The organism is Mesorhizobium sp. M7A.F.Ca.US.014.04.1.1 (assembly GCF_003998745.1).
Classification (GTDB): Bacteria; Pseudomonadota; Alphaproteobacteria; order Rhizobiales; family Rhizobiaceae; genus Mesorhizobium; species Mesorhizobium ciceri.
The window spans coordinates 1-3,250 of record NZ_RZRW01000615.1 but is presented as its reverse complement, the minus strand read 5'-3'; the positions used below and the strand labels follow the sequence as shown (position 1 = coordinate 3,250).

Genomic DNA, 3,250 nt, shown 5'->3' with positions numbered 1-3,250 from the left:
GAAAGCTCAGGGTCATCACGGCCGTCGCACCGAAAGCCTGGGAAGCGATCAAGCCAATGATCAGCATTCCCCTTGAATAGTACGCAACAAGCAAAATAGCCGCGCATACTAGCAGTCCCGGCAAAGACACCTGCATGCCGATCGAGTTCCCGGTGAGCGGATACAGCAAGCTGTCCGATGGCCAATCTTTCGGCAGGTGAGTATCCCCCGCAAGAGAGTCAAAGGGGGTAGCCTTCACCCGCGAAGGGAGGTAGCGGACGCGCTCGTCTCCATCGCCCTTGCCCTTGATGGTGAAGGCAGTGGCCGGCGCAAAATGCGATCCTGGGCTGAATGGCCGCATCTATGTCGGCACTAAGAAATGCGCGTGACGGACCGAAGGCTGGCAACGGGCGGGTTGTCTAGAATCCACCATAAGGAGGAGAGGCGATATGACACCCACGATGTATATCGCATGTTCGGACCCAAGCAGGGTCAGGCAATTCAAGGAAATCTACGAGTGCGCCACTGTGAAAGCCAAGTACCCTGACAGCCATATTGCCAGCAAAGCTGTCGAAAGACTGATCGACGCGCTGGAAGCCGAGATCCAGAATGCCGGATCCGTTCTGGATATGTGTTTGCTGACGGAGGATGGTCCTCAGGTGGCCACCTCAGCCCGAGCCTTCGCAACGCGTATCTGTGTCGGCACAAGCGCGGCGCGGCCGCCCTGGCTTCGCGTTTCCCGGTAGGCGTCGGGATTTCGTGGCTCAAAAATTTACCGAAAATTAACTTATGTTAGCGCCCGCTTGTGAATAGCCCATAAGCTACTCACGCTGTTCTGGCTGGGAATGAGGAACAGCGGGTGCACCAGGTTGGACAATTCCAGCCAGGCTCTCAGAACGGGTGGGCATTACTATACTTTCTGAAGAAACTGGCGAGTGAGGGGCTAATTGCCGCCTCAGGGCGAATTTTGTTGGGAAAAGGGTGGGTTAGAGTATGAGTTCCACAGTAGAACTGCATAAATACACTTCGGTAGAGCCGGCAGGAATTCCGTCCGGCGGAAAAGCAACGGTCCATGAACAAGTAGGCAGAGAATGCCTCCTCATCTTGGACGGAAGGGCGCTAGATCGCGAATGTCTGGCATCGGCCTTGGAAGACCACGAACTCGGCATGGCCGTCGAGGCCAAGGGTTCGATAGACGAATGGCGCGTGAAAGAGGGGATGATCCTTGCAGCCATTCTTTTCAACCTGGGCGGCCGGAAAGTCACCGACCATGGCATAGCGGATCAGATCAGGCGCATTTCGTCCGAGTTCAGGTCGGTGCCTGTGGTGATCTTGGCCGACACAGAAGACCTTGCACAGATACTGGCGGCTCTCGAATGTGGCGCACGTGGCTACATTCCGACCTCTGTCGGGATCGACGTCTGTGTCGAGGCGATCAATCTTGCGGTGGCAGGAGGCATTTTCGTTCCTGCAAGTAGTGTCCTGTCCATGCGGCACCTGATAGATTCAGGCAGCCTTGAAACACCTTTGACAGGCATGTTCACGCTCAGACAGGCTGAGGTCGCCCAGGCGCTCCGACGCGGCAAGGCGAACAAGATCATCGCCTATGAGCTGAACCTGAGAGAAAGCACCGTGAAGGTGCACATCCGCAACATCATGAAAAAGCTTAAGGCGACCAACCGGACGGAAGTCGCTTACAAGGTCAACGATCTCTTCGCCGAAGGATCTCTGGCTGTGGAGTGACGAAGCAAATGAGACGCTAACTTTGGTTAAATCGTGCGGGCCGTTTTGCTCTCGCGTAGCGTCTGATCTGGGGGATGATTGCTGCACAATTGAGGGACCTCCGTCCCGCTGGACACCCGTGGTGGACGCCCCGCATATAGCCAGCTCCCATATGTCCTGTTCCTAAAGACTAACCATTGCGAGGCGTCCAAAGCACTCCTGCCTCACTGTCCAGCAACCAGCCGGAAGTGACACTTCGTCAATGGCGAGGACCAGGTTACTGCTCTCTCGTGGAACTGGTCGTGCCGTCCTGGGGGACCAATCCTTGCGACAGCGACCCCGGAGGGCTATCGCTACAATATTTTGACCTTCCTAAGCGTGAAGGCCTCCGCAAAGTGCTCGGGTGCCCGGCATTCCATTCCACGCAACCGCGCAAGCCCGGCGAATGTCTCCCGATCGAACCAGTCCTTTGAGCGCTGTGTCCCGAAGTGCTCGTGAAGGAGTTGGATCTTGCGTTCCAGCACGTGGGCTGCAATCGGCACATACGCATTGGGTTGGCAAAGATCGCCGTCCCATTTCGGAATCTCGTATTCGAGCACAAGGTGATCGCGGAAAACGTTCCAGGTCAGTTGGTTGACCTCCCTATGGTCCTGATGGGCGTCGAACCTGGCATGGGTTAATATCACGTCGGGATGAACCCTTGATCTTACGTCCATCAGCCAATGCTTTATCGATCGGCTGTGAACTGGGAAATAGCCGTCTTCAAAATCCGCAACGTCGATCGTGGACGAATGGGATCCTTCGAGGAAGGCTTCGGCCGAAGCCCTGGCTTCGGCCGACCGCTGGCCGCCGGCGCTTAAGACGCACCAGTGGACGTGAAGTTTGACCTCCGACGCGATCAGACTGAGGATTGTGCCTCCCGCGCCGATCTCAATGTCGTCGGAATGGGCCCCGACGCACAGAATCGAGAGTTCCTCGCCGCCACGCGCGAGACCAAGCCCCTTCATGATGCGGCCAACCCCATACTACGCCTATTCTTCTCGGCGGTGGCTATCATACTCCAGGGCATGTCGCCCTTTTCGACCATGTCTTCGAGTGATTGCCAATCGCGCAGCGTGTCCATTGAACGCCAGAAACCCTCGTGCTTGTACGCCATCAGCATGTTGTCATCGATCAGACGCTTGAACGGCTCGACAACGAGTTCCTCGCCGTCGCGCATGTAGTTGAAAATTTCCGGACGGAATATAAAGTAGCCGCCATTGATCCAGATCTCCGATGTCTCGGCCGCACGAAACTCGCGCACGCGGCCATCTTCCGCGATGTCGGCCAAATGGTAAGTCAGCGGCGCGTGCACTGCCAGAAAGCAGCCGATCTTGCCGCTGGCCTCGAATTTTCTGATCATGTCGTCCAAGTCGACATCGGTCAGGCCGTCGGAATAGTTGGCCAGGAACATCTTCTCGTTCCTGACGTGATCCTGCGCAGCCCACAGGCGCTCTCCAATGCTGCGCCAAATACCGGTATCGAGCAGAGTGATGCTCCAGTCCTTGAT

5 protein-coding genes are annotated in these 3,250 nt (G+C 56.5%); 2 read left to right on the top strand and 3 right to left on the bottom strand.

The window, feature by feature from the left end:
- A partial coding sequence (locus EOA22_RS28650; RefSeq protein ID WP_164755928.1) for a hypothetical protein occupies positions 1–340 on the bottom strand: 340 nt, incomplete at its 3' end.
- An 88-nt stretch (positions 341–428) separates the two neighbouring features.
- Between EOA22_RS28650 and EOA22_RS38245 the strand changes: the two genes are divergently transcribed.
- Together EOA22_RS38245 and EOA22_RS28645 are read left to right on the top strand one after the other, a co-directional pair.
- Positions 429–725 carry a hypothetical protein gene (locus EOA22_RS38245; protein ID WP_063170843.1) on the top strand — a complete coding sequence of 99 codons (297 nt, stop codon included), beginning with the start codon at positions 429–431 and terminating at the stop codon, positions 723–725.
- A gap of 298 nt (positions 726–1,023) precedes the next feature.
- The gene (locus EOA22_RS28645; protein ID WP_244507031.1) at positions 1,024–1,722 is read left to right on the top strand and encodes a response regulator transcription factor; all 699 of its coding nucleotides are present in this window, start codon (positions 1,024–1,026) and stop codon (positions 1,720–1,722) included.
- Between the two features lie 332 nt (positions 1,723–2,054).
- On the opposite strand, the gene EOA22_RS28640 is transcribed toward EOA22_RS28645, so the two are convergent.
- Together EOA22_RS28640 and EOA22_RS28635 are read right to left on the bottom strand one after the other, a co-directional pair.
- Positions 2,055–2,708, bottom strand: a complete 654-nt coding sequence (locus EOA22_RS28640; protein WP_063170844.1) for a PIG-L deacetylase family protein — start codon at positions 2,706–2,708, stop codon at positions 2,055–2,057.
- The coding region (locus EOA22_RS28635; RefSeq protein ID WP_127390396.1) for a glucose-1-phosphate cytidylyltransferase at positions 2,705–3,250 on the bottom strand (546 nt) is incomplete at its 5' end. The genes EOA22_RS28635 and EOA22_RS28640, both read right to left, overlap by 4 nt.